The sequence below is a fragment of the Cytobacillus sp. NCCP-133 genome (assembly GCF_026011715.1).
In the GTDB taxonomy this organism is placed as follows: domain Bacteria; phylum Bacillota; class Bacilli; order Bacillales; family Cytobacillaceae; genus Cytobacillus.
The window spans coordinates 24,944-45,655 of record NZ_BRVM01000024.1 but is presented as its reverse complement, the minus strand read 5'-3'; the positions used below and the strand labels follow the sequence as shown (position 1 = coordinate 45,655).

The window sequence follows — 20,712 nt, the reverse complement described above, 5'->3', positions numbered from 1 at the left end:
CAATTGTAATCCTTTTTCTTTAGCTTTCATTTTCGTCTTTACTATTGCATTTTCGACTACTTCAACCAAATCTACTTCCTCAAAAAGCAATTCAACCTTTCCTTCCTCCATTTTAGATAACTCAAACAAATCATTGACTAATTTAGACATTCTTCTTGCTTCTTGTTGGATGATTTGAAGATATTGCTTTTTTTCTTCTTCGGATTGATATAGATTATTTTCTAATGCATTTGCATAACCCTCTAAATACGTAATGGGAGTCCGTAACTCGTGAGAAATGTTTGCAAAAAACTCCCTTCTGTTCGACCGATATCGGTGTAATTCAACGGCTAAATCATTTATAGCAGTCGCCAATGAGCCGATTTCATCATTTGTCCCTTCAGAAACTCTAGTATTCAAATCACCTTTTGCGATTTTACGAGTTGCTTTCTCCATTTCCAAAAGTGGATTTGATAATTTACGGGATAAGATAAAGATAAACCCAAGTGCCAAGAAAATAGCACCTATTCCTGCTAAAATCACTGCCTTTTCAACCATTTCCACCGATTGATACATGTCTTCGATTGAAGCCAAAACGAAGATTCTACCTATATACACTTTATTAGAATAAATTGGTTTTCCGATACTTAAATAACGTTTATTATTTGTTTCATCATAATATTCGGTTTGAGTAGCTTCACTATTTTTAACCCGCCATTCAAACTTATCTGAATGTACTTTTTCTCCTTTTGGTAAACTGGGTACTCCCGAATTGGCAACCACAATTCCCTGGTCATTAACGATAACGATTTTTTGCTCTGTCATGGCTGCATGCATTTCAATCATATTAAGATTGGGTACATCGAATGAATTTAAGGATGCTGCATAACGACTTGATAAATCATCAATTTGTTCTTGTACTTTGGTAATATAAAAACCAGAAATTATTTGATTTATAACAAAACCTAGTGGGAGTAAAATAGCTAAAACAAGAAGTAAGATACTTGCACCTAATTTGACAACAATACGATTCCACTTCATTGTCCTTCATCGGGCGCTTGAAATTTATAACCCTTTCCCCAAACTGTTTTTATTGGATTAAACGACAGATTATTTTTCCGAAACTTTTCCCGTACATTTTTAACATGCGAATCAACTGTACGAATATCAAGAACGTCATGAATCCCCCAAATATGATCCATAAGCATATCACGTGTAAAGATTGTTTTTGGATTTAACACGAGAAGTTGAACAAGATCATATTCCTTAGGAGTTAACTCTAAAGCGATATTTTTTATATAAACTTGCCTTTCTTTTTGATCTAATTTTAAATCTGATATTTCAATAACCCCATCAGAAAGTAAATTAATGTCTGACGATAACATTGAACGTCTAATAAGAGCTTTAGCTCTTACAAGTAACTCTTCTATGTTAAAGGGCTTAACAAGGTAATCATCTGCCCCAACATTAAACCCTTGAACTTTGTCCTTTATTTCTCCACGAGCTGTTAGCATAAGAATTGGTACTTGACTTATTTCTCTTATTTTCTTACAGACTTCCCAGCCATCCATTTCTGGCATCATTAAATCAAGTATCACTAAGTCTACCTTCGTTTTTTTTAGTACACCAAAGGCTTCTAGCCCGCTTGAAGCTTCTTCGACTTCAAAGTAGGGAGATAAATGGATTTTGAGTAAATTCCTCATATTCCATTCATCATCGATCACTATGACACGTTCCTTTTTCTTCACTGTTTCACCACCTCTGTAACGGATTTAGCTGGAACGACATCTTTTAACCTTCCCTTTCATCATTTTCCCTTTTCCTATTTAATTTTTACAGAATATATTTGAAGAAAATAAGGAGAGGTCTATATTATCCAGTAGGTAATTGTATCTAATACCCCTAATACAACCAAAATCACACCAGCAACTCTTTGAATATACAGGCCAATCCTTCTCCCTTTTTTCATCACAGCGCCACTAGCTCCGAAATACCAAATTAATAACATAGCTAGGAATAAAGGTAAGGATGTACCAATTGCGAACAAACTAGGCAAAACAATTCCATACGATGTTGAAAAAACAATTGGCATTAATGTTACAAAAAATAAAACAAACATGGTTGGACAGAAACCAAGTGAAAAGCTAACTCCCATGAAAAATGAACCCATTTTTCCCTTTTGGAAAAATCTTTTCGGTATTTCTAATAGTATTAGCGTCCTTTTTATCTTAATAAAGCCCAGCATAAATATACCGACAATAAAAAACATCGGACCAATTACTTTCCTAAACCATGGAAAATATATTGTAAGTTGAGATTCAAATCCTCTACCCAAAAACCAAACAAGAAGTCCTAAACCTGTAAACACAACAATTTTCCCTAGAGTGAAAAAGAAAACATCAACCCATGCAAGTTCTTTTTGGAGTGATTTACTTCCATAAAGAGTAATTGCACCAATATTTCCTGTGAATTGGCATGGAGCCATAGCACCAACAATCCCAAGTAAAAAGGCAAATAAAATTGGGATGCTTTCAAAACTGCGCGCAAGGTTTAAAAAAGGTTGAATCATCACATTACTTATTTGATTAAAAAATTCGTACATCTTTTATCACCATTTTCTTAAATTAACACTGTGGAAGATTCTATTATAAAAGTTTGAAGAAAATATGGAGATAAAATTCTAAATATCGGGGAAAAAAAAATTATCATAATTTTAAATTTTCTTCAACAAATATACTGGTAATGATGATTTTCAACATGTTTTGTCCTCCCTGATATTTGCGATGTATGGTTCTCGTCTAACAATCTGGCTGCAAATTAAAAAACGCATACATTCGCCATAAACTATAACTTAATCTACCCATCCTTTCAGCAAATTTTTAAGCGGTTCTTTGTTAAACAAAAGCACCCGGTATTTTCCCTTTCGTTTGGATCGTACGAGCCCCGCATCCTCCAATATATTAAGATGTTTAGCGATCGCCTGCCTTTCCGATCTCATATTCACATCAAGACGAGGATAGCCCCCTCAAATGAATCAGTAATTTTGATTTCCCTAATATTATATTTAAAAAAGGATATCTAATTTATAGGAGGTATATATATATATGAAGGACAGGACATTATTGAACTTGTTGACTTTATCTGGTGTGTCTGTCTGGAAGCATATTTTTTTTATAGCTTTTTGTAAATTCTTTTCTTCCGGTAACGATTGAGGGATGGTACATTTTGTTATAATCTTATTCTGTTAAATGGACCTTTTCCTAAAGAAAGGCCATCTATATTCGAAAATGCACTTCGAATGTGGAATAAGCTCAAGTTATATTAAACCTTTCTAATTCACGGATCTCATCTCTGATAAATTTCCCTAGCTTCATACCAGGAAGATGAAATGTAAGCATGTGGTCCTTGGAACATAATCGATATATCATCATTCTCAACCCATTGCCCCTCCTTCATTTGAAGAGCTGTCGAATGAGAAAATGGAACTTTTCCATAATGGCCAAAAGATCAGTGAAGGTGTGTCTTCCGCTGTTTTGGGCAATCCGGTTTCGTCTGTTTCATGGTGATCTCATAAACTAGCAAAGAAAGAAAAGAGGTTAAGGAAAGACATGATAATTTCATCAGGCACTTTTATTTCCCCGCTCGCTGCAAAAGAAGGCACCTATATCGCAAACTATCCGAATATTGGCAAAGCTGAAATAACCTTTAAACCATAAAATAAGGTACCTAGTCCCCTTTTCATGCAGCTGAGGGCAGGCACCTTTACTTACCAAGACGCTCAGTAAGGGAAAGTGCTTATCTTCCAATCTATATGCTATAATTTGGAGGGTAAAATGAAAATAGAGGTGACAATTCTTGGCATTACATGTTGTCCTATATCAACCAGATATTCCGGCTAATACCGGAAATATTGCCCTTACTTGTGCTGCAACGGATACAGCCTTGCATTTAATCCGACCACTTGGCTTTTCAACAGATGACAAGATGATCAAACGAGCAGGCTTTGATTTCTGGGGATCTGTAAACATAACGTATTATGACTCATTGGATGACTTTTTCTCAAAAAATCAAGGTGAGTACTACTATATTGAAACCTTTGGTGAAATAACACATTCATCCTTTGATTTTAGTGATGAATCAAAGGAGCATTATTTTATGTTTGGAAAAGAAACAACGGGTTTACCAAAAGATCTGCTAGAAACAAATAAAGATCACTTTTTGAGAATACCAATGAATAATAATGTCCGTTCACTCAACCTTTCGAATACAGCAGCTATATTGGTGTATGAAGCTTTACGCCAGCAGGGATTTCCCAATCTAAAATAAAAAAATCTTCCAACTGGAAGATTTTTTTGTATGCAGTGAAATCATCATCCTGCCCCCTTAGCCGCTAACGCATTCATGCATCTGGGGCATCAAAGGAAAGAAATGTTTTTCAAAATAGCAACAAAAATGGTGTTTAATGTAAATTATTTGCGAATGCTAGTAAATAGAAACAGAGGTGAGCTTGTTGCACTATTTACTTGTTTTATTCGTTATAATCCTTGCTTTCAAAAAAGGCGATTGGAAAAATTGGGAGAACTATTATCCCACAATGCTTTATGTTTCCTTGTCTTCTTTTGTTTACGAGTTTATTTCACACAGCCATTTTCATTTATGGGAACTTGAGAAGAAGCTTTTAAACTTGATGGGTGTCCATTTCTTGCATAACTTAATCATCAACCCTTTGCTGGGATTTGTGTTTTTATCCAGATATCCAAGTAATTCAAAAAGCCGTTTTTTCTATTGTGCCAAATGGATCGTCTTGTTTTTGGCTGCAGAATGGATTGCCCATCGCATTGGTATCATCACATACTATAATGGGTGGAATATTGGGTGGTCTCTTTTATTTGTGTTGATTATGTTTCCCATGATTCGTCTTCACTACTTACATAAACGTATAGCTTTATTGCTTTCGGTTGTTATTGCGACCATTTATTTGTTTTTGTTTGATTATCTATAATGCTCACTTGGGTGATAGACATAGTCAATTATAGAAAATAGACCTGGTTATTTTTTTATGTCTTCCTTAGTCAGCCTGTCAGCTCTGAATGATAAATATTTTAAAAATCTCTTGGACGCAAGGGAAAGTGATTTTTGCTCTCTCGTAGCAATCCCAATATTTCTAAACGCAGGAATTTCAAGTTCTTTCGCTATAATATTGTGAGGAATACGCTGTAAAATCAATTCTGGAAATATACTGATTCCTAACCCGTTTTCCACCATAGACATAATTGCATAGTCATCCCAAGTTGTAAAATGAACATGCGGTGAAATATGGTGCATCTCAAAAATTTCAGAGATTTCTGTTTTTGCTCCCTTTTCCAATAGCATAAACGGACTGTTCAATAAGTCATTGATTGGAAACTTTTCACAATTAGCAAGCGGATGATTTTGCGGAATCACTACCAGCAACCGGTCTTGCTCCAAAAAAGTAGTTTCAACCTCTGCTTTTGACGGTAGCCGCACAAATCCAAAGTCAACACGTCCATTTAGCATCCAGCTTTCAATTTCTGTATAATCACCAAGCAGAAGTTCAAAATCTATCTTTGGGTAATCTTTCCTGAAAATTCTAATCATGTTAGGGAGCCAATGGGTTGCTACACTTGAAAATGTTCCAATAGGAATCATCCCAGACTGCATATCATATAGGTCTTCGGACTTTGATAGGTATCATTTTTCTGATTTTAGTTTTTGCACTATCTAAGCAGAAAGTACAGTTTTGGAAAAACAGAACACACTTTTTATATATAGTGATTTCCGCCATGGCGATGGGTACAAGCTGGATGTTTTTATATGAAGCATACGCACAAATAGGTGTAAGCATTGCCAGCATTGCTTATTATTGCGGTCTCTCCTTTTTCACTATATACGAAGCAGCAACACCGTTTCAAAACATTTAAAACAATTGTGGATTATTCAGTTATCTTGCCTCTTTTTTAACCTTCATCAACAATCGGGTACATTATTTTAAAATCCGGCCGCCATCTTAGGCGGCATAAAAAAATAACCATTGGTAATGATACAACGGAGGTGGTCATTGTGGTTCGTAAAATATTGCTTTCATTCGTTTATATATTTTTCCTGCTTAATCTTCAAACAGTAAATGCACAAAACAGCACGAATATTGAACTTCTTGATATTGAAAAAAATAAAATAACCAAAACAATCCCCACTAATCCGGAGATACAATTAGAAGCTGAAAGAATGATAAAAGAAATTGATGATGTGGTTAAAAAGTTAAAACCTGTTCCTGACAAGGGTTATATGATCAAAATCCCCTTAGAGCCATCTCACCGGTTAGAAAATAAATGGATGAATGCAATGATTGATGAAGTAATCATTATTATTGCAGAAAATGAAAAGCCCTATTTACTCCTATTCGATGATGAAAATAACCCATATTTTTTTACATTTGATACAACAATCGATCTGTTACGAAACACTTTAGATTTGCCGCAATAATAGACCTCGTGTTCCACAAATTTATCCCGTTATCACATTAACATCCCTGTCTCTATTCATACAGAAATTCCACAACCACTTACCTATGTCCTTCTTCGCATATTAACTCCACCAAATGAAAGACCCACCAATATTATCACTTCTTCTTCAACCCAACCCGCCTTTAGCTTCATAAGAAATTCCATAAAAAAGGCCGCTCATCCTTCCCGGATTAGCAGGCCCGCAATTTTCGGTAAGATATCTCTCACCAACTCTTCCTTTCCTTCGTATGATTTACCCCTAAAAAGGATAAGGCATTCTTAACATTGGAAAAAGTAATTAGGTTTTTGAAGTTGAAGCCAAGCTTAACTGCTTCTTCAGCTAATTGTGGCCTTATCCCCGTCAAAATGCACGTTACCCCAAGTAATTTTAGTACATTGTTAATTTTAAAAAGAGATTCAATCACTAAGTTATCAATTTTATAAATTCCTGAACAATCTATAATTAAACGGCTTACTTTTTGCTCTTGAACATTGACTGGTACTAATTCTAAGAGTAGTTTTGCCCTATCCGGATTGATTGCTCCTAATAAAGGAAGAACAGCAATGTCTTCTAAAAGGGGCACAATTCTAGACGCTAGCTCATTTATTTGTAAATTCATTTCATTTTGTATTTTTTCTTGTTGTTTTCTCTCTGTGATGTCTTTTACATAAGTTTGAATAGCTTTTGTTTCCCTAATCTTGATAGGGTGGCAATATAACTCAACTTCAACTGGAGTCCCATCCATTCTATATATTGTTTCCTCAATAAGCTCTGCTGGTTCACTATAAGCCCCCGATATTCTTTTTGTAATTGCGGGTTTAGAGGTATCTTTAAAGATATCCAGCGGACTTGCCCCAATTACCTCCTCCCTTGAAGCTCTAAAAAATTTCTCTGCTGCTTTATTTATATATATTATCTTCAGCTGCGAATGAACAATTAGCGGATCCAGTGCATATTCAATTACTTCTTTGTAATTAATTCCTTCGATATTCTCACTCATTACTATCACTCCCTAAACAAAGAGTAAATTATTTTTTCATTGTATACAAGGAGAAGCCATCTTATATTCACATTAAGAGATTTTTATCATTCATCTTCTTCTACCTGCTTCGTAAGCCTATTCATTCTTATCTTTTTTTCATCTATATGTCAGAAAAATGACATATAGATGAAATCTTTTTTTTAGAATAATCACTTCTTTATAAAAGGCTGTTTTCGCAAAAGGTGTTGCTTACAAACTACAAACTAATTTGAGCTGGAAAAGGAAGAATTCATTGACGCACGCAGCGAGTGGGAAAACAAGGAATTATAAAAATTTCTTCAAATGACTACAAATTTTTTAGAAACAGTTGTATTATTATATATGCGGTTGGAAATGTGAATGATCTCACATAGGATAAGACACAGAATGGATAATCAGAAGAAGTGTGATTGTATCAGGAAAGTAATGAGTAGAATGGTGTCTAATCCCTCAGTCATTTGACGTGACCTAATGTATAATAAAATACTTGAATTGTTTTTTGCAAAAGTTTGTGAAATTATTCACGTCATATCCACTTCGTATCCATTTACCTGATAAATAATTTTTTTAGTAAAGGGGAATTGAATATGCCAGCAACTTTAATACGAGAAAAAACGGAACAAGAGTCAGGAACGATGACTACAAGCCAGGAACAGCTGGATATCCTTGATCAGCTATTGAAACCAGAGGTCCAGGATTCTCTGACTGCTTTAGTAGAGCAGCTTCCAAAATTAACTGAGCTTGTAACCATTTTAACTAAGTCCTATGACTTTGCTCAATCAGTGGCTACTGATGAGGTATTGAAAGAAGATACGGCTGGAGCGATAAAAGAAATTATTGATCCTATTAAAGGCTCTATTAAAACCATTACAGCAACAGCAATCGAAGCAAAAGATCGTGCAGAAGAAAGCAACGAGGTAATTGGTCTTTTTGGAATCTTAAAAATGCTTAAAGATCCACAGGCGCAGAAGCTTTTCCGTTTCGTAAATGCTTATCTTCAAGTCGCTTCAGAACAGGAGACTCAAAAATAATTCTCTATAATATTCAATAGCAGGGTGGGGGAATAAAATATGACAAAGAAAATTGTTATTTTAGGTGCAGGCTATGGAGGGCTTCTAACTGCCTTAACAGTTCGGAAATATTTAAATAAGGACGAAGCTCAAATCACTGTCGTTAACCAATATCAAACACACCAATATATTACTGAACTACACCGCCTGGCGGGTGGAACCATTTCAGAAAAAGCAGTATCTATTCCTTTAGCAACGCTCTTTAAAGGGAAGGATATTGATCTTAAAATCTCAAAGGTGGAAAATTTCACAGTAGATAAAAAAGAAGTCAGTCTTGAAGACGGAACGAAGTTAACCTATGACAACCTTGTTGTTGGTTTAGGCAGCAAGACTGGTTACTTTGGCATTCCAGGACTTGAAGAAAATAGTATGGTGTTAAAATCCGTTGATGATGCAAATAAGATTTATAACCATATTACAGAACGGATTCGTGAGTATTCGAAATCGAAAAATGAAGCAGATGCCACAATTTTAATTGGCGGTGGCGGATTAACAGGCGTAGAACTCATTGGTGAAATTGTAGATTACATGCCAAAAATTTCAAAAAAATATGGCGTCGATCCCAAGGAACTGAAATTTATGCTTGTAGAAGCTGGTCCGAATATTCTTCCTGTCTTGCCTCCAGAGTTAATTAATCGTGCAACCAAAAGCTTAGAAGCACGTGGTGTCGAATTTCTTACAGGATTACCAGTTACAAATGTTAAAGGAAATACAATTGAATTAAAAGATGGCCAGAAAATTGTGGCTAATACATTTGTATGGACCGGCGGAATTCAAGCTCTGCCAATCATAGGAGAATCAGGACTTGAAGTTGATCGCGGAAGGGCAACAGTGAATGAATACCTTCAGTCTACTTCACATAAAGATGTCTATGTTGTGGGTGATAGTGCTGTCGCTTTCCCTTCAGAAGGGGAAAGACCATACGCACCAACTGCCCAAAATGCATGGCAAATGGGTGAAGTTGCCGGATATAACTTGTTTGCCTCTTTAAAAGGAAAAACACTTGAAGTATTTTCACCAGTGAACTCAGGTACACTTGCAAGCTTGGGGCGTAAAGATGCTGTTGCTACCGTAGGTGCTAACGAAAATTCTCTTAAAGGGATGCCAGCAAGCTTAATGAAAGAAGCCAGTCACATCCGCTACTTAGCTCATATCAAAGGCTTACGCAGCTTAGCATATTAGGCTGCGTAGGAATTCAAAAAAAAAAAAAAAAATAAGAACCTGCAGCAAGGGTTAGATCATAATGTTGGATACCGCACAAGAGAATTACTGTGCGGTTTTTCTTTTTTATATCATGCTTCATTACAGGACAGCTGCTTTAGCCGCAGGTTTTTTACCCTTAAAAATAAAATGAAGTTGACGGAATGTGATTTACAATTGATTCCTTTTTCTGATTAATTCATCTCGATCAGATGCCATTGGAGGCTGTTCCAACCACCTATTTTTAATCATGATATTAGCTCCATCCTCAGAATACATCTGAACTTCTAAGGATAGCCTGTTATACATGGCACTAATATCTCCTCTAGGACTTTGGCTAATAGCTGCACCATAATAGCCAATACTCAAAGAAATCAAACCACTTGTGAAGAACATCATCAGTTTATCTGAAAAAGTATGGGATGTACTATTTGTTATTTCTGAATCCCAGCCCATAGGTGCTGGAAGTTTGCTTTCCTCTAGCTTCTCTCTAAATAATCGAATATGTTTATTCCCAACCTCTAAACCCTTTAAAAAGAATTGTTTTACATCCTTATCCTTTGCAACCTGACTAAAGCCAGTAAGTGTAGCTACTCCCAAGGCATTTCTTTGTAGATTCGCAAATAAATTATCAACTTCCGAAGCAATTAATGGTCTTTTTTCTCCGAAGACATCTAATATAAACCATTGCTTTTTTACAAATTCAATTTCCTCTAAATTAGGCAGGCCGGGAGACCTGATAAATAATCCTTTAGATAATAATAATTCAGTTGACTTATCATATAATTGCATTGTTTCTGTAAGGCAATCCATGTAATAGGATCTGATATCACTTCTTACAGATGTTCCAACACTGCCGGAATAAGCTGTAAGTCCAACCTTGGACATTTGGTTTATAAAATTTAGTACAAAACTGTCGGAATAAAGTCTAGGAGCATTTAAATCCACATCCTTTTTAATACTAAAGCCATCTGGAACTACATTTTTTTCCTCTGTTAGGATTGCCGTAATCTTTTGAATATGTGACTTTGATAATTCTAAAGCAAATTCAATTATAGGCTTAATTTCCATATCCTCAGCTTTTTTCAGAAAAAATGTAAGAATACATATGCTAGAGCTATCATTTAAGTATTGAAGCCAAAGCTGACCTACTTCACCCGCTGTTAGCCTAATCTGTTTTTCTTTTCCATCCATAAGCAACCTCCAAAAAAGTTATACTAAAAAATACCTTCCCCAGAAATTACGTATAGTATGTATCGGTTATCTTAATATCCCATATCTTCAGTAGGGCCTCTGTATTTTCATTTGTGTAAAGATAAGAGTGATGGATCAGCAACAAGCTTTACGAAAACAGCCAAAGATAAAAAGCATTCCTTTATTGAGATCCTCCTGTACTCTGATGGAAATATGATTTATTTTTACCTCGCTGAGCAAAATTCAGACCCTCAGCGAACCGCGAAAACCCCTTGCCCCATAGTAGGAATCTGCTCCGTTGTGGTACATAAAGACCGTGTCGTAGCGACGATCGCAAAAGATCGCCCCGCCAAGTTTTCTAATATTAGCAGGGGTTTGCACCCAGCTCGACGTTTTCATATCGAAAGGATCCAGCTCCTGCAGCGCTCGATATTGTTCTTCCGTTAAAAGTTCAATGCCCATGTCAGCGGCCATATCAATTGCGCTATTTTCTGGTTTATGTTTTTTCCTTGACTCCAGCGCTTCACGGTCGAAACAAACACTTCTGCGGCCTTTAGGACTTTCCGCTGAACAATCATAAAAAATATATTCGCCCGTCTCGTTATCAAAGCCAACCGCATCCGGCTCACCGCCAGTTCGTTCCATTTCATTGAGCGACCATAGCTTTTCAGTATTAGCTTCGAGCTTAGCTTGTACTTTAGCCCATTCAAGATCTTCATGGCGATGCATGTTCTTCTCAAAACGGGCTTTCAATGTTTGGAGTAATGCTTCACGTTCGTCTAGCGGCAGCTCCCTTTTATTGCTCTTTGTCATGGCAGCTTCCTCCTTTTTCATAATGGCTTTAACTTAATGTAGGTATTTTCGTTAAGTTATAAATTCAGTTTACAATAAAGGATATGATTGAGTAAATCCACTCACTCCTCCACAATCTGGCCCTAAAGCTTATAAATATAATCGTTTGGAAAACATTAGTCTGTGATATATGGCACGATTTTCAATTCCCCCGGATTTCCCCCAAAATGGCATAACCCCCTGCCTTTATTGATATATTTATAGAAATTAAATTTTTTATTGGGGGAAATAGTAAATGAAAAACATTATATTGTTTGCAGACCCCGGAATTGATGATTCCCTTGCCATCATCTATGCCCTCCTGAATCCAAAAATAAAAATATTAGCGATTGTATCGAGCTATGGGAATGTGACAAAAGAACAAGCAACAGACAATATCGCCTATTTACTCAAACTGGCTGGCAGAACGGATATCCCTATTATTGGAGGAACCAATATTCCTTCATCTGGGGAGACTCCAAGGCACTATCCGGAAATTCATGGAGAAGAGGGATTAGGTCCCATACGGCCCCCGGAAGATGTAAAAGGGGAACTAACCAATTTTTCCGATCTTTACAACATAATAAGAGAGAACCAGGACATAACTGTAGTCGATGTGGGGAGAAATACCTCTTTAGCTTCCCTTTTTCAATTAGGGGAAAATGTTTCAGGTATCATCAAGGAGTTTTTTTTAATGGGAGGAGCTTTTATGGTTCCCGGAAATGTAACCCCCTCAGCAGAAGCAAATTTCTATGGTGACCCTATTGCTTCTCAGCTGGTACTGACAAATTTAGATAATATATTCGTCGTTCCGCTCAACGTCACGAACCGGGCGATCATCACAATGGAGCATATTAAAATGATTCAGGAGATGACTGACAACCCCGTGATTCAGATTATGGATGAGGTGATGGAATACTATATAGAAGCCTATAAAAAACTCATCCCCGGAATGAGTGGCGCTCCATTGCATGATGTCTTAACACTTTTCCTTATGGTCAATCCAGACATGGGACGCACGATTAGAAGAGAGATAAATATTTTAACATCGAATGATGGAAGAGGTACGTCCATTGCAGATTTCAGAGTCAGTTCCAAACCTTCTGAAAAGAATATAAACATCTTTCTGGATTTTAATTATCAGGGATTTATTGAAGATTTTATAAAAGTCATGAGTTCTTCAGAAAATTCATAAGCACGAGGAAAAGAAGAGCAGATACCAGTAATGTTGCTATTTTCTTCTGTTCATTTCTATTTCAGCCAATCTTTCACCTCCGAACCCTCTATTCCCTTATTATACAACAAGGCATTAATTTCCAATAAAGGAGTTAATAGGCCAAAACAGCCGCGCTTTCCTTTTGGTTATAGCGAGCAAATTGGGTATATTTATGTAAGAACGCTGGAAGGTTTGATAGGTTTTCTTGACTGCCTGAAAACCTTCCTGTTATTCTTAGTCCGTTATAATGGATGCCATTTACAAAATGTCCAGCTCCTTTTCCATATTTGGAGGTTATGTCTTGAAAGATGCAAAAAAAATGATTTACAACCCCTTCTTTTTGTACAGCCTTTTGGGAATTTGCTTGGTCCTTTCGATTCTATTTGTCGAGCATAACGAGTCCTTCTATGACCGTCCCATTGCTGAAGTGATTGAAATAAAACAGCTGGAGAACGCCGAAATGGCGGATTCGCATAATAATAAAGACCGCCTATTTACTCAGAAGATCATCGCCCAATTAAGAAATGGCGAAAAAAAAGGGCAGCTTATCCACTTAACAAACGAGTATTCCTTATCCAAAGCGTACGACCAGGAATATAAAGAAGGGCAAAAGATATTTGTCTCCATCGCGGAGAACAAAGAGGGAAGTACAGAGTTAACCGGCTCGATTCTAGACCTTAAACGCGACCAATATCTATTGTTTGTCTTATGGATTTTCATTTTTATTTTACTTATCGTCGGAAAGAAGCAAGGCCTGTTTTCGGTTCTAAGTTTGGCATTCAACGCGACTTTATTATCCTATGCATTGGATGTTTACCTAAAACATCCCCAAATAAGCTTAGTATTGATTTGCAGTGTGGCTGTTATTTTATTTACAGTCGTTTCATTGCTGCTTGTGAATGGATTTAATGATAAGACGTATGCAGCCATTATTGCGACCTTGCTCGGAACGTTTAGCTCCTTGCTTGTCACTTATCTTGTGATAGAGCTAACCTCTGGAAATGGGCTTAGATATGAGGAAATCCAATTTATCACCCGCCCTTATCAAATGGTTTTCTTAGCAGGTCTATTCATCGGATCACTGGGAGCTGTCATGGATGTAGCCATCACCATGTCTTCATCCATCTTCAGCCTGTATGAAAAGAATCACAGCATACCTGTAAAAGCCCTAAAACATTCTGGATTGGAAATTGGAAAAGATATTATGGGGACAATGACAAATATCCTGTTTTTTGCTTATATAAGCGGCTCCATTCCCTTGCTGGTGCTTTATATAAAGAATGGCTCCCCCTTAGGGTTTTCCCTGAACATGAACCTGTCATTGGAATTGGCCCGGGCAATGGCTGGCGGCATCGGAATTGTCCTGACCATCCCAATCGGCCTGTATGTTTCAATCTTTTTTGTTAATAGAAAGAGGGCAAGAACATGAATGCATTAGTTGTGCTGGCAGCCATTTTATTTATTTTCATGACACTGATTGGAGGAAAAAAAGGGGCAAGGTCCTTCTTTGCGATATTCTTAAACTTTGGGATGATCATCTTTGTCCTCTTTTTTATGAACGACCCGAATATAAATCCTCTTTTCGTCACATTGATTGCCTGTGCAGTGATTAGCTGTATTAATCTTTTTTATATTAATGAAGTGAACATTAAGACCATAACGGCCTTTCTATCATCCATCATCACCATCGTCGTTTTAATCCTTTTTATTGTCATCATAACAGAGAAGGCCATGATTCAAGGCTTTGGTGAAGAAGAGATTGAAGAACTTAGTGTGTTTTCCCTTTATATCGGAGTTGATTTTGTCAAAATTGGCGCATCCGTCATCATCATGAGTACCATTGGTGCCATAACCGACACCGCCATGGCCATCTCCTCTCCCATGCGGGAAATCCATTATCATCATCCAGCTATCACTAAAAAGGATCTATTCACTGCCGGATTAAGCATCGGGAAAGACATCCTGGGCACAAGCGCGAACACCTTATTTTTCGCCTTCTTCGGAGGATACCTGGCACTTTTAATCTGGTTCAAGGATCTATCCTATTCAGCAGGAGAAATTGCCAATTCCAAAATATTCAGTGCCGAGATGATCACCATTCTTTGCGCAGGAATCGGGGTTACACTGGTCATCCCGATCACTTCATGGATTACGGCTTTCTATTTAGTGAAAAAAAGCAATAACACAGAAACCGTTGAATAAGCTAAAAAACCCTTCCCCGAATTTGCCTGGAGAGGATAGTACTGGCGAAAGGTTAAAATGCCGTTGTTTTCTTCATTAGGAATTTCAGCTTCGAAAAAATCATCGGATCCTTCATCAGAGTGGGATTCAAGAAATGCATCTAATCGTGAACAAGTCTTAGGAGAAAGTTGCTGATAGGTCATTTTATATAAATTCTTTTCAAAATTACCGATAGCAGATTCAATCATTCGCTTCAAACTTCCTACGGAAGGAGGTTCAACTTTCCACGTGCGAAAAAGACTGTATGCTTGATTTTTCAAGTAGTCGGTATCATGTGTAAACTGAACTTGTTCTTCTAACCACTTTACGAAAAGAGGATTATCATTTGCAGTAAGCTCTCGAAATCCGAAAAGGTTACGTATTGCTTTTCGATGTTCTGTATAACTTCTTTCTTTTCCACCCCAACCATAGCTGTCAAAAAAATCTTCAATCGAAGCATCTACTTGATCAGCTAGATGTTGAACAACCTCTTTAGGCACATCTTGCTTCTTGTTAGGAAACTGAGCTTCCTGTTGAAAATATTTAAGAAGGACAGCAAACCCTATACGGTTTGCGCTTGTTTTCTTACTCAGTACTAAGTGATTTTCATTTGATAATAAACTAAAATGTTCATCGAGTTCTTTTTGATTCCAATTTCTCTTCCATGGTTTCCCTCTTCTCGCTATGTCATTTTATAAATAGTATAAATTTCGACATAGAGAGCTATCAATAATCCTTCCCAAAATCATCAAAAAAATTGGTTTTTACTTTTGTTGGAAATAATCCTGCGGACTAGAACAGCTCCCCTGTCACTAAGCCTTAAACAGCTCGAGGAAAAAGGAATGGTCATCCGCAGGAAAAACCCTGAAGATAACCGTTTTACTTATGTCCGCCTGACTGAAGAAGGACAAATGAAAATCGCTGCCTACTGCGAGGAAAAGCTCCGCAGGTGAAGCTTTATAATGCGGAGGAAGTAAAATAAGAATTGCATAACAAAAACGCTTGGACTCCAAGCGTTTTTGTGTTTCTGTTTTATAGCATTTTTCACCAGTAAAAAAAAGCATATCCTTTTCTGCTAATCTTCCTTCTTCACCCATTCATCATCTTCATTTTTTTCATACTTGTTCTTCACGGCGCTCCACGCAACCTTAAAGGCTGTTTCCTCCTCCTTATACTCCCCGCTTGCCGAGTTGAAGGCCTCCTTAAAGATTTCCTGTGCGTGATGCGGCAGATTGTCTTTAACAGAATCCGGCAGATCGCTCAGTTTATCATATGGCATGAAGATTCCTCCTCTGCTTCTATTCTGTTAGGTATTTTTCCTGAAAAGGCGGTTTTCAAACACTTTTCGCCCATTTTCAGAGAGCTGATCAGTCATTGTTCCACAAAAAGACGCTTAGGATTTAACCCCCAAGCGTTTTAGTTTTATGGTCATATTTTTCAGTTTATCTTACACCCTCTGCCCGGCTAACTGCCTTGCATGGATTCCTGATTGACTGATTATAGCAAATAGATTAAAGGAATTTCTAATCCTTTTTACTTTTTATTTTCATTTTGATCATACGCAATCAAAATGACCTCTTCTCCTTTTTCTTCACTTAACCGCTTTTCAAGATTATGCACCTGCTGAAGATCTCCATCCGACAAATTCGCAAATTGATATTGTTTATCCATTTTCATCACCTTTTCATAAGTTTTCAGGATATATAAAGTATGTGTTTTCCAAGCGTTTTTATACAAAAAGCGATGTTGTACAAAGATGCCAAGTAAACAAAATGTAACTAGAATGTCACTGTATTCGTGTTGTTTGTCATGATCTACTCAGTATAGACTGATTTTAAGGAGTGAAAATAATGAAAACAGTAGCTGCATCACAATTAACTTTTAAGAAAAGGTTATCTATGATTGAACAAAGGTCACTAGAAGACACGGTTAAGAGATGGCTCAACGATCCAGAGGGAAAACTAAAGGACCTACTCCCCCTTCATTACACTGAAGACGTGTTTGCGAAGTTAGAGATCAAAAAAGAAAGTCAATTTACCATTTATACGAACGAATATTTTAGATATATTACCTTAACAGAAGATAACCAAATTATTATTGGAGTTTTAGATTCCAATCATTCCCTGCAGCATCGGGTTTTAACTTTAGATCATCTTTTAGTGTAGTTTTTAAAGTTTTTTTATTGAAGCGGGGGACTTGCGATGACTAAGAAAACAGCGAACATAGGGGATCGCATTTCTTTTCAAAGAAAAGAAATAACAATTGAAGGCGTTGTGGGCGTTGTAAGGGATAATAGTGTGATTGTTGATATTTCAACGGAATCGAGCCAAAGGTTACATTATGATACAACCAAAACCATCGTGAAACATTCTAATTATGTAGTATTATCCTCCGGGACATCCTAAAATTCTTCAATTACTCAATTGTATTCAACCTATTCCTTACATACTGTCAACAGGCCGCATTTTTGTTTATCGGCTAATGAAGAGGATAACATTTTTGTGAAATTATGTACTTAAACAAAAAACTCGCCATCACTGTGGCGAGTTTTTTGCATAATGGAAGTACCGTCCCCCCTCCCTTTTATATCCCCCAAATGGCAATGCTTATCACAGCCAGCACCAGACTCAGAAGCAAGGACATGCCCCAATGCTTCTTTTCCGTCATCTTAAACAAAACATTCATGACCGAACTAATCGCAAGAAAAATAAAGAAAACAAACAAGAAAATCATAAATTCCATCATTGCCTACCCTGCTTTCCATCTCGTTTCACCAGAAAATAGGAAGAGCTTCCCATCATCATCCCTCCGGAAACTCCCATAAAACTGCCGGCAGCCGTCCAAGAGGCAGGCAGATAGACTCCAGACATAATCAAAATCAGCCCTCCCCCAAAAATAGGGCTTCCCATTTGAAAGGCTAAAATGCTGCTAGCCTATCTTTTTAACAACCGCCATTTCCTTCCCAAAACGGTCGCCGTGATCCTTAAAACCCAAACTTGCATAAAGATTGTGTGCTTCCAGATTCTCCGGACTGTAGCCTATTACAATGTTCTTTGCTTCAGGCAATTTAGCCATTCTGGCAATCATAAGCTCTGTTGCCTTTTTGCCGATGCCCTTGCCTTGATATTTTTTATCGACCATGATTCGATAAATCCAGTAGCCATCCAATTCTTCCTGAACGGTATTGTACATCAGAAAGCCGACTGCTTTATCTCCCAAATAGATAGCGTATGGTTTTAAAGTGGTTTCAAATTTACTCTGTGCAATGGATACTGCATTTGGCTCCATATATACTTTTTGGTCCTCTGCAAGTTCCAGCAGGCAGCAGTCATACCAATTGTCTGCTGTTACTGCTCCAATTCTCACTTTAGCTGTATTCATATTCATTTCCCCTTTTCCTATTTTGGGGAAACGCTGCTTTTAATTAGGCGTTCTCCCCTTATTTTTATCCACAATCCCTAACGTATTTAGCATAGTGAACGCCTCCTTTTACGAAATTATCAGAAAAAAAACCAAGACTCGTTTATTATACTATATTATTCCATTTACTGCGCACTATGGATTTCAGTTATTTTTTCGGTGGAAAGGCCATATATAATATATTGATTCTGAAAAAAGGGGAGGATGCTTCATGCAAACTAAGCAAATTCGTCTAAGAAGAGTTCAAAACCTAGCCCATGATATTATGGTTGAGATGAATTCTGCGGATAAGCAAAAGGAAAATGAATCATACAGAATGGTGATTGACCATCTATCCAGAGCCATTGGGGAACTATCGGATCCATCGGGTGATTATTCATTGGACTATGTAGAAGAAAAAGTGGGCACCGCCCATTATAAGATCTTTAAAAACATGAAAAAACTCACGCCTCTCCGAAAGACAAAAGAATCAGCGCGATAAATTTTTTTGAATAAAACTGATAATGATTATCAATACTAATCAAAAGAACAGGTAACCAAAAATGGTTACCTTAACGTCTTAAACTCCCGGTTCAAACGTTTTGCAATCTGTTTCTTTGCTGTTAGACGCCTGATTGCCTGTATGGCTGACAACGTAAATAGCTTCTGCAGTACATTTATTTCCCTTTTCCCAATATGTGCAGTTATTTACTTCACAAAGAACATCTTTAGCCATGTCTATCACCTCCTGCTTTATTATTTTGGTCAAAACAGGAGGTGATATACTAGCATGTTTATTTTTACTAGTTCCACACTTCCTTTAAAATCGCATAATAATATTCATCCCACCACTCATCGCCATGAGGAATGCACTTTTTGTAAAAGCCTTCCCGTCTCATCCCGATTTTCTCCATCACCCGATAGGAAGGCGGATTCTCCAGCTGGCAGGCTGCGATGATCCGATGCAGGCCCAGCTCTTCAAATCCACCCTTCAGAACTGCATAAATTTGCGGTTTAGAACCAGCCTGCCAGTCTTCCAATTAGAACTTGCGCACATTCAATCTCTCTGTTTTTAGATTCATTTTGTTCTTCCCCTATCAATAATTAGTATCTAAAGGTTCGCTTATTTTGAGTGCAATCCCTTTTAGAAAGCGAAACGCACATGAAAAGTTTATCCGCACATAGATCCTTTCCTTTCAGATGCAGGAGGCTTTTCCACCACTTTTTCAAAGAAAAAACCCGCCCCCTACGCAAACTGCGGTTGAAAACGGGATTTTTCCATTTATATTAATTCAATTCCCCCTCCATCTCATCAGGTCCACCTGGCCTAGAGATAGCCTTCATTAAAATCACTCATACCGCAGCGATTCAATCGGACTCAGCCTCGACGCTTTATTAGCCGGCAATAGACCGAAGATGATGCCTATGGCCATGGAGAAGAACATGGCCCCTGACACCACCTGCCACGAAATAAGCGAAGGCAAGCCTGCAAAGTATGAAATCAGGGAACATCATGCTCGTATCAGTGATAGAGCGAACGAGGGAAACTGGCATCCGAAAAGCGCTTGGAGCGGCCCTCGAGGGGGCAGGCTGCTTGAGCTAGACAGTTCTCTAAGTTCAAAGGGATATAAATTCTGATATTAAAAAAAACGCCTGCAATACGCAGACGCTTCCTTGTTTATTCAACTAGCGTGCAATACTGACACTCTAGTTTTCTTCCGAATCCTCATTCATATTCATATCCGTTTCTTGATCTGTACCATCCATGCCGTCTTCCCCAGATGGCGTCTCTTCATTCATGCCTGGATCCTGCATTTCCGAATCTTCTGTTGTGGCTGGGTCCTGCATTTCTGAATCTTCTGATGTACCCGGATCCTGCATTTCTGTATCTGTATTATTTTCTTCCATTTCATTCTGTTCCAATTCCACGTCTTCCGTTTCCGGCGGCGGATCCTGTTCATCCGCTCCGCAGCCTGCCAAAAATAATCCTGCACTTAATGGGACGGAAAGCAATAATTTATTAAATTTCATTCTGTCATCTCCTTCAGCAGTATGAT

At 37.5% G+C, this 20,712-nt stretch carries 27 protein-coding genes and 6 pseudogenes; 14 read left to right on the top strand and 19 right to left on the bottom strand.

Going from position 1 to position 20,712, the window contains the following annotated elements:
• The 5 genes and pseudogenes from NCCP133_RS19505 to NCCP133_RS22020 all read right to left on the bottom strand — a co-directional run.
• Positions 1-1,020: sensor histidine kinase (locus NCCP133_RS19505; protein WP_264806906.1), on the bottom strand; the 1,020-nt coding region annotated here is incomplete at its 3' end.
• Positions 1,017-1,727 (bottom strand): response regulator transcription factor, encoded by a 711-nt coding sequence (locus NCCP133_RS19500; protein ID WP_264806905.1) that lies wholly within the window; start codon positions 1,725-1,727, stop codon positions 1,017-1,019. The genes NCCP133_RS19505 and NCCP133_RS19500, both read right to left, overlap by 4 nt.
• A gap of 119 nt (positions 1,728-1,846) precedes the next feature.
• The gene (locus tag NCCP133_RS19495; RefSeq protein WP_264806904.1) at positions 1,847-2,581 is read right to left on the bottom strand and encodes a sulfite exporter TauE/SafE family protein; all 735 of its coding nucleotides are present in this window, start codon (positions 2,579-2,581) and stop codon (positions 1,847-1,849) included.
• Positions 2,582-2,830: 249 nt separating this feature from the next.
• A pseudogene (locus NCCP133_RS19490) lies at positions 2,831-2,965 on the bottom strand (transcriptional regulator); the annotation flags it as partial.
• A 359-nt stretch (positions 2,966-3,324) separates the two neighbouring features.
• Positions 3,325-3,435 (bottom strand): FMN-binding negative transcriptional regulator, encoded by a 111-nt coding sequence (locus NCCP133_RS22020; protein ID WP_442874296.1) that lies wholly within the window; start codon positions 3,433-3,435, stop codon positions 3,325-3,327.
• Between the two features lie 399 nt (positions 3,436-3,834).
• Here NCCP133_RS22020 and trmL point away from each other — a divergent pair, with 399 nt between their 5' ends.
• Both trmL and NCCP133_RS19480 read left to right on the top strand, forming a co-directional pair.
• Positions 3,835-4,305 (top strand): tRNA (uridine(34)/cytosine(34)/5-carboxymethylaminomethyluridine(34)-2'-O)-methyltransferase TrmL, encoded by a 471-nt coding sequence (trmL, locus tag NCCP133_RS19485; RefSeq protein WP_264806903.1) that lies wholly within the window; start codon positions 3,835-3,837, stop codon positions 4,303-4,305.
• A 175-nt stretch (positions 4,306-4,480) separates the two neighbouring features.
• Positions 4,481-4,981 (top strand): CBO0543 family protein, encoded by a 501-nt coding sequence (locus NCCP133_RS19480; RefSeq protein WP_309298093.1) that lies wholly within the window; start codon positions 4,481-4,483, stop codon positions 4,979-4,981.
• Positions 4,982-5,028: 47 nt separating this feature from the next.
• On the opposite strand, the pseudogene NCCP133_RS19475 reads toward NCCP133_RS19480, so the two are convergent.
• Positions 5,029-5,676, bottom strand: a pseudogene (locus NCCP133_RS19475) (LysR family transcriptional regulator substrate-binding protein); the annotation flags it as partial.
• A 107-nt stretch (positions 5,677-5,783) separates the two neighbouring features.
• Between NCCP133_RS19475 and NCCP133_RS19470 the strand changes: the two are divergent.
• Together NCCP133_RS19470 and NCCP133_RS19465 are read left to right on the top strand one after the other, a co-directional pair.
• Complete coding sequence (locus NCCP133_RS19470) at positions 5,784-5,921, top strand: hypothetical protein (protein WP_264806901.1); 138 nt, start codon at positions 5,784-5,786, stop codon at positions 5,919-5,921.
• 139 nt (positions 5,922-6,060) lie between these two features.
• Positions 6,061-6,483 carry a hypothetical protein gene (locus tag NCCP133_RS19465; protein WP_264806900.1) on the top strand — a complete coding sequence of 141 codons (423 nt, stop codon included), beginning with the start codon at positions 6,061-6,063 and terminating at the stop codon, positions 6,481-6,483.
• A 244-nt stretch (positions 6,484-6,727) separates the two neighbouring features.
• Here the strand turns inward: NCCP133_RS19465 and NCCP133_RS19460 are convergent, their stop codons facing one another.
• Positions 6,728-7,504 carry a PAS domain S-box protein gene (locus NCCP133_RS19460; RefSeq protein ID WP_264806899.1) on the bottom strand — a complete coding sequence of 259 codons (777 nt, stop codon included), beginning with the start codon at positions 7,502-7,504 and terminating at the stop codon, positions 6,728-6,730.
• Between the two features lie 608 nt (positions 7,505-8,112).
• Here NCCP133_RS19460 and NCCP133_RS19455 point away from each other — a divergent pair.
• On the top strand, positions 8,113-8,556 hold the full coding sequence (locus tag NCCP133_RS19455; RefSeq protein WP_264806898.1) for a DUF1641 domain-containing protein: 444 nt from the start codon (positions 8,113-8,115) through the stop codon (positions 8,554-8,556).
• A 39-nt stretch (positions 8,557-8,595) separates the two neighbouring features.
• Positions 8,596-9,777 carry an NAD(P)/FAD-dependent oxidoreductase gene (locus tag NCCP133_RS19450; RefSeq protein WP_264806897.1) on the top strand — a complete coding sequence of 394 codons (1,182 nt, stop codon included), beginning with the start codon at positions 8,596-8,598 and terminating at the stop codon, positions 9,775-9,777.
• Between the two features lie 189 nt (positions 9,778-9,966).
• Here the strand turns inward: NCCP133_RS19450 and NCCP133_RS19445 are convergent, their stop codons facing one another.
• Together NCCP133_RS19445 and NCCP133_RS19440 are read right to left on the bottom strand one after the other, a co-directional pair.
• Positions 9,967-10,989: a DUF3231 family protein gene (locus tag NCCP133_RS19445; RefSeq protein WP_264806896.1), complete on the bottom strand. Its 1,023-nt coding sequence runs from the start codon at positions 10,987-10,989 to the stop codon at positions 9,967-9,969.
• A 243-nt stretch (positions 10,990-11,232) separates the two neighbouring features.
• A complete protein-coding gene (locus NCCP133_RS19440) occupies positions 11,233-11,802 on the bottom strand; it encodes a DUF4256 domain-containing protein (protein WP_264806895.1) in 570 nt (189 codons plus the stop codon).
• 274 nt (positions 11,803-12,076) lie between these two features.
• Here NCCP133_RS19440 and NCCP133_RS19435 point away from each other — a divergent pair, with 274 nt between their 5' ends.
• From NCCP133_RS19435 to NCCP133_RS19425, 3 genes are all read left to right on the top strand, one after another.
• Complete coding sequence (locus NCCP133_RS19435; protein ID WP_264806894.1) at positions 12,077-13,015, top strand: nucleoside hydrolase; 939 nt, start codon at positions 12,077-12,079, stop codon at positions 13,013-13,015.
• Between the two features lie 340 nt (positions 13,016-13,355).
• The gene (locus tag NCCP133_RS19430; RefSeq protein ID WP_264806910.1) at positions 13,356-14,465 is read left to right on the top strand and encodes a YibE/F family protein; all 1,110 of its coding nucleotides are present in this window, start codon (positions 13,356-13,358) and stop codon (positions 14,463-14,465) included.
• The gene (locus tag NCCP133_RS19425) at positions 14,462-15,238 is read left to right on the top strand and encodes a YibE/F family protein (RefSeq protein ID WP_264806893.1); all 777 of its coding nucleotides are present in this window, start codon (positions 14,462-14,464) and stop codon (positions 15,236-15,238) included. The genes NCCP133_RS19430 and NCCP133_RS19425 overlap by 4 nt, the downstream gene beginning before the upstream one ends.
• A 21-nt stretch (positions 15,239-15,259) precedes the next feature.
• Here NCCP133_RS19425 and NCCP133_RS19420 read toward each other — a convergent pair.
• Positions 15,260-15,942, bottom strand: a pseudogene (locus tag NCCP133_RS19420) (DUF4158 domain-containing protein); the annotation flags it as partial.
• 84 nt (positions 15,943-16,026) lie between these two features.
• On the opposite strand from NCCP133_RS19420, the gene NCCP133_RS19415 reads away from it, so the two are divergent.
• Positions 16,027-16,209 (top strand): winged helix DNA-binding protein, encoded by a 183-nt coding sequence (locus NCCP133_RS19415; RefSeq protein WP_264806892.1) that lies wholly within the window; start codon positions 16,027-16,029, stop codon positions 16,207-16,209.
• Positions 16,210-16,331: 122 nt separating this feature from the next.
• On the opposite strand, the gene NCCP133_RS19410 is transcribed toward NCCP133_RS19415, so the two are convergent.
• On the bottom strand, positions 16,332-16,535 hold the full coding sequence (locus tag NCCP133_RS19410) for a ChaB family protein (RefSeq protein ID WP_264806891.1): 204 nt from the start codon (positions 16,533-16,535) through the stop codon (positions 16,332-16,334).
• Between the two features lie 254 nt (positions 16,536-16,789).
• Complete coding sequence (locus NCCP133_RS19405; protein WP_264806890.1) at positions 16,790-16,927, bottom strand: hypothetical protein; 138 nt, start codon at positions 16,925-16,927, stop codon at positions 16,790-16,792.
• 179 nt (positions 16,928-17,106) lie between these two features.
• On the opposite strand from NCCP133_RS19405, the gene NCCP133_RS19400 reads away from it, so the two are divergent.
• Entirely contained in the window at positions 17,107-17,421 is a 315-nt protein-coding gene (locus NCCP133_RS19400; protein ID WP_264806889.1) for a hypothetical protein, read from the top strand.
• 36 nt (positions 17,422-17,457) lie between these two features.
• A complete protein-coding gene (locus NCCP133_RS19395) occupies positions 17,458-17,661 on the top strand; it encodes a YkvS family protein (RefSeq protein WP_264806888.1) in 204 nt (67 codons plus the stop codon).
• 178 nt (positions 17,662-17,839) lie between these two features.
• On the opposite strand, the gene NCCP133_RS19390 is transcribed toward NCCP133_RS19395, so the two are convergent.
• The 3 genes from NCCP133_RS19390 to NCCP133_RS19380 are packed head-to-tail and all read right to left on the bottom strand — an operon-like array spanning position 17,840 to position 18,637.
• The gene (locus tag NCCP133_RS19390) at positions 17,840-18,001 is read right to left on the bottom strand and encodes a hypothetical protein (protein ID WP_264806887.1); all 162 of its coding nucleotides are present in this window, start codon (positions 17,999-18,001) and stop codon (positions 17,840-17,842) included.
• The gene (locus NCCP133_RS19385; protein ID WP_264806886.1) at positions 17,998-18,132 is read right to left on the bottom strand and encodes a hypothetical protein; all 135 of its coding nucleotides are present in this window, start codon (positions 18,130-18,132) and stop codon (positions 17,998-18,000) included. The genes NCCP133_RS19390 and NCCP133_RS19385 overlap by 4 nt, the downstream gene beginning before the upstream one ends.
• A 52-nt stretch (positions 18,133-18,184) precedes the next feature.
• Positions 18,185-18,637, bottom strand: a complete 453-nt coding sequence (locus tag NCCP133_RS19380; RefSeq protein ID WP_264806885.1) for a GNAT family N-acetyltransferase — start codon at positions 18,635-18,637, stop codon at positions 18,185-18,187.
• Between the two features lie 250 nt (positions 18,638-18,887).
• On the opposite strand from NCCP133_RS19380, the gene NCCP133_RS19375 reads away from it, so the two are divergent.
• A complete protein-coding gene (locus tag NCCP133_RS19375; RefSeq protein ID WP_264806884.1) occupies positions 18,888-19,157 on the top strand; it encodes a hypothetical protein in 270 nt (89 codons plus the stop codon).
• 78 nt (positions 19,158-19,235) lie between these two features.
• On the opposite strand, the gene NCCP133_RS19370 is transcribed toward NCCP133_RS19375, so the two are convergent.
• The 3 genes and pseudogenes from NCCP133_RS19370 to NCCP133_RS19360 form a co-directional block, all read right to left on the bottom strand.
• Complete coding sequence (locus NCCP133_RS19370; protein ID WP_264806883.1) at positions 19,236-19,391, bottom strand: DUF1540 domain-containing protein; 156 nt, start codon at positions 19,389-19,391, stop codon at positions 19,236-19,238.
• A 67-nt stretch (positions 19,392-19,458) separates the two neighbouring features.
• A pseudogene (locus NCCP133_RS19365) lies at positions 19,459-19,656 on the bottom strand (GNAT family N-acetyltransferase); the annotation flags it as partial.
• 348 nt (positions 19,657-20,004) lie between these two features.
• A pseudogene (locus tag NCCP133_RS19360) lies at positions 20,005-20,163 on the bottom strand (ABC transporter permease); the annotation flags it as partial.
• Here NCCP133_RS19360 and NCCP133_RS22015 point away from each other — a divergent pair.
• Positions 20,163-20,228, top strand: a pseudogene (locus NCCP133_RS22015) (ABC transporter permease); the annotation flags it as partial. The pseudogenes NCCP133_RS19360 and NCCP133_RS22015 sit on opposite strands and share 1 nt — an antisense overlap.
• A gap of 134 nt (positions 20,229-20,362) precedes the next feature.
• Here NCCP133_RS22015 and NCCP133_RS19355 read toward each other — a convergent pair.
• The gene (locus NCCP133_RS19355; RefSeq protein WP_264806882.1) at positions 20,363-20,686 is read right to left on the bottom strand and encodes an RNA polymerase I-specific transcription initiation factor RRN3 family protein; all 324 of its coding nucleotides are present in this window, start codon (positions 20,684-20,686) and stop codon (positions 20,363-20,365) included.
• Positions 20,687-20,712: the final 26 nt, after the last annotated feature.

What these genes read in the sequence shown, in the direction of transcription:
- NCCP133_RS19495 (WP_264806904.1), bottom strand. Translation starts at nt 2,581, where the DNA reads ATGTACGAATTTTTTAATCAAATAAGTAATGTGATGATTCAACCTTTT.
- NCCP133_RS22020 (WP_442874296.1), bottom strand. Translation starts at nt 3,435, where the DNA reads ATGAAGGAGGGGCAATGGGTTGAGAATGATGATATATCGATTATGTTC.
- NCCP133_RS19470 (WP_264806901.1), top strand. Translation starts at nt 5,784, where the DNA reads ATGGCGATGGGTACAAGCTGGATGTTTTTATATGAAGCATACGCACAA.
- NCCP133_RS19460 (WP_264806899.1), bottom strand. Translation starts at nt 7,504, where the DNA reads ATGAGTGAGAATATCGAAGGAATTAATTACAAAGAAGTAATTGAATAT.
- NCCP133_RS19455 (WP_264806898.1), top strand. Translation starts at nt 8,113, where the DNA reads ATGCCAGCAACTTTAATACGAGAAAAAACGGAACAAGAGTCAGGAACG.
- NCCP133_RS19450 (WP_264806897.1), top strand. Translation starts at nt 8,596, where the DNA reads ATGACAAAGAAAATTGTTATTTTAGGTGCAGGCTATGGAGGGCTTCTA.
- NCCP133_RS19445 (WP_264806896.1), bottom strand. Translation starts at nt 10,989, where the DNA reads ATGGATGGAAAAGAAAAACAGATTAGGCTAACAGCGGGTGAAGTAGGT.
- NCCP133_RS19440 (WP_264806895.1), bottom strand. Translation starts at nt 11,802, where the DNA reads ATGACAAAGAGCAATAAAAGGGAGCTGCCGCTAGACGAACGTGAAGCA.
- NCCP133_RS19435 (WP_264806894.1), top strand. Translation starts at nt 12,077, where the DNA reads ATGAAAAACATTATATTGTTTGCAGACCCCGGAATTGATGATTCCCTT.
- NCCP133_RS19430 (WP_264806910.1), top strand. Translation starts at nt 13,356, where the DNA reads ATGATTTACAACCCCTTCTTTTTGTACAGCCTTTTGGGAATTTGCTTG.
- NCCP133_RS19425 (WP_264806893.1), top strand. Translation starts at nt 14,462, where the DNA reads ATGAATGCATTAGTTGTGCTGGCAGCCATTTTATTTATTTTCATGACA.
- NCCP133_RS19410 (WP_264806891.1), bottom strand. Translation starts at nt 16,535, where the DNA reads ATGCCATATGATAAACTGAGCGATCTGCCGGATTCTGTTAAAGACAAT.
- NCCP133_RS19405 (WP_264806890.1), bottom strand. Translation starts at nt 16,927, where the DNA reads ATGGATAAACAATATCAATTTGCGAATTTGTCGGATGGAGATCTTCAG.
- NCCP133_RS19400 (WP_264806889.1), top strand. Translation starts at nt 17,107, where the DNA reads ATGAAAACAGTAGCTGCATCACAATTAACTTTTAAGAAAAGGTTATCT.
- NCCP133_RS19395 (WP_264806888.1), top strand. Translation starts at nt 17,458, where the DNA reads ATGACTAAGAAAACAGCGAACATAGGGGATCGCATTTCTTTTCAAAGA.
- NCCP133_RS19390 (WP_264806887.1), bottom strand. Translation starts at nt 18,001, where the DNA reads ATGATGGAATTTATGATTTTCTTGTTTGTTTTCTTTATTTTTCTTGCG.
- NCCP133_RS19380 (WP_264806885.1), bottom strand. Translation starts at nt 18,637, where the DNA reads ATGAATACAGCTAAAGTGAGAATTGGAGCAGTAACAGCAGACAATTGG.
- NCCP133_RS19375 (WP_264806884.1), top strand. Translation starts at nt 18,888, where the DNA reads ATGCAAACTAAGCAAATTCGTCTAAGAAGAGTTCAAAACCTAGCCCAT.
- NCCP133_RS19370 (WP_264806883.1), bottom strand. Translation starts at nt 19,391, where the DNA reads ATGGCTAAAGATGTTCTTTGTGAAGTAAATAACTGCACATATTGGGAA.
- NCCP133_RS19355 (WP_264806882.1), bottom strand. Translation starts at nt 20,686, where the DNA reads ATGAAATTTAATAAATTATTGCTTTCCGTCCCATTAAGTGCAGGATTA.